Annotated in this window: 1 protein-coding gene; it reads left to right on the top strand. The window is 54.6% G+C overall.

The genetic code is table 11. From position 1 onward, the window contains the following. Window positions 1-313: 313 nt before the first annotated feature. Complete coding sequence (locus ACTQ34_RS17815; RefSeq protein ID WP_441364940.1) at window positions 314-1,765, top strand: ParB/RepB/Spo0J family partition protein; 1,452 nt, start codon at window positions 314-316, stop codon at window positions 1,763-1,765. The last annotated feature ends 235 nt before the right edge of the window (window positions 1,766-2,000 follow it).

The following is a 2,000-nucleotide window of genomic DNA, read 5'->3' as shown; positions in this document are numbered from 1 at the left end:
TCCTTAAATTCTTTGCTGTAACGTTTCATTGCGATCCCCTCCGTCTCTGTTCGTTCAGTTTAACAGATTTTTGGGGAATTTGCGACTGCACTTACAGGGTACTACTCCACCTATTAGGAACGCTGTAAATACAAGGCTTTTCGGAGCCTACGAACCACAAAAAAAATATTTGATCTATCACATTACACAAAAAGCCGTCCGGCGTTAAAATCGGGCGGCTTTTTTGCGTGGATAGACCGGAAGGAGGCGAAAAAATAATTACAGAAATTTAACCCGCAAAATTGTGCAACTTTCACGAGAAGGAGGATAGTGAATGGCAGATGAAAAATTGAACACAGGCCCCGGTGAGGAGAAGCTCCCGGAGGCTCCCGCTCCTGTTACGGCTGACGGGCTCCAGGCTCCGGCTCCCGAACAGGCCGCCGCTCCCACACCCCAGCAGGAGGGGCCTGCCCAGCCCGAGCCCGGTGATGTGGTGGTGTCCTTTGATAAAATCAATAAGCTGATGAATGAAAAGCGGCAGACAGCCCGGGCCGAGGTAGAAAAAGAGGAGGCGGCAAAAGAGCCGGAGGAGAAAACGCAGGAGGAACCTCCCGCCGCTGGGGATGATAAACCGAAAAAGGCCCGTCGGGGCCGTCCCCCAAAAGAGGAAAAAGCGGAGCCTGCTGGCAAGGAGGCGGCGAAGCCCCGCAAGGGCCGCCCACCCAAGGCGGATAAGGCGGCCCCCGGCGAGGCCACGCCGACTAAGCGAGACAAATTGTCCCGAAGTGGGAAAAAGGCTGCGGAGGTTAAAGCTGCCCCCGAACCCGAAAAGGCCCCACCCGAAAATGCGGCTCCGGCCCCGGAACAGGCTCCGCCTGAGCCAGCCGCTCCACCCCGTCCTGTGGAGGAAGGAAAGCTGGTCTATCTGAAACTTTCCGAAATGCATCCGTTCCACACATTCCGTCCCCACCCGTTTAAGGTGCGGGACGATGCCAAAATGCAGGAAACGGTAGCGTCCATCAAGGCAAACGGCGTAATGGTTCCCGGCCTTGCCCGCCCGGAAAAAGACGGAAACGGTTATGAGATCGTGGCTGGCCATCGCCGCCATCATGGTTGTGAGCTGGCTGGGCTGGAGGAAATGCCCTTTATCGTCCGGGAAATGACTGACCACGAGGCGGTACAGGCTATGAAGGACAGCAACAAGCAGAGGGATCAGACGCTCCCCAGCGAACTGGCCGCCCTGTTGGAGCTGGAAGTGGAGGACATCAAGCACCAGGGCGGGCGGCTGAAAAATGTGGCCGAGGGCGATATTGGCAAACGCTCCGTTGAGATTGTGGGCGAGGCGCACGACATGAACTATAAAAAGGTCATGCGTTATCTGCGGCTGAACTCCCTTGTGCCGGAACTGCTGGACAAGGTGGACGATAAAAAAATGGGCTTTATGCCCGCTGTGGAGCTTTCCTATATCCGCCCCAAAAACCAGCGGCTGATCGCTGTTTCCATTGACGGAGAACAGGCGTCCCCCTCTCTGGCCCAGGTGAAAAAGCTCCGGGAGCTGGACAAGGACGGGAAACTCAACGGTGATGTCATTGACGGCATCTTATCAGAAAAGAAAAAGGAGGATCGAGGCGTGATTATTTCTACCGCTGAACTGGAAAAGTATTTTGGCAAGGAGGCTACTCCCGCCAAAATGAAGGAGCAGATCATGACTTTGCTGGACGAGTGGAAAGAGAAACAGCCGCCCGAACTGGCGAAGGCTCCGAAAAAGATGGAGCAGGACAAGTAACCACTTCGAGACATTTTGTCCCGAGGGCCCTGCCCTCCGCATCATGGATCTGGTGGTATATATCCCCCGTCGCCGCCTGTTTTTTCGTACAGCCGGGAGCGGGCTGTCAAGGGTGCATCGCACCGTGAACTGCACCCCAAAAGTTGGACAAGAAAGTCAACGAAAGGGGTGCAGAAATCTATGGGAAAAGAATTGTTCAGTGAGGAATTAAAATTAGCAGTTGTTCAGTATGTAC

Source organism: Agathobaculum sp. LCP25S3_E8 (assembly GCF_052117165.1).
Taxonomy (GTDB): domain Bacteria; phylum Bacillota; class Clostridia; order Oscillospirales; family Butyricicoccaceae; genus Agathobaculum.
The sequence above is the reverse complement of the archived record's forward strand: the minus strand, read 5'-3'. Positions and strand labels throughout refer to the sequence as shown.

Coding starts and splice junctions, on each gene's coding strand:
- ACTQ34_RS17815 (WP_441364940.1), top strand. CDS start 314: ATGGCAGATGAAAAATTGAACACAGGCCCCGGTGAGGAGAAGCTCCCG.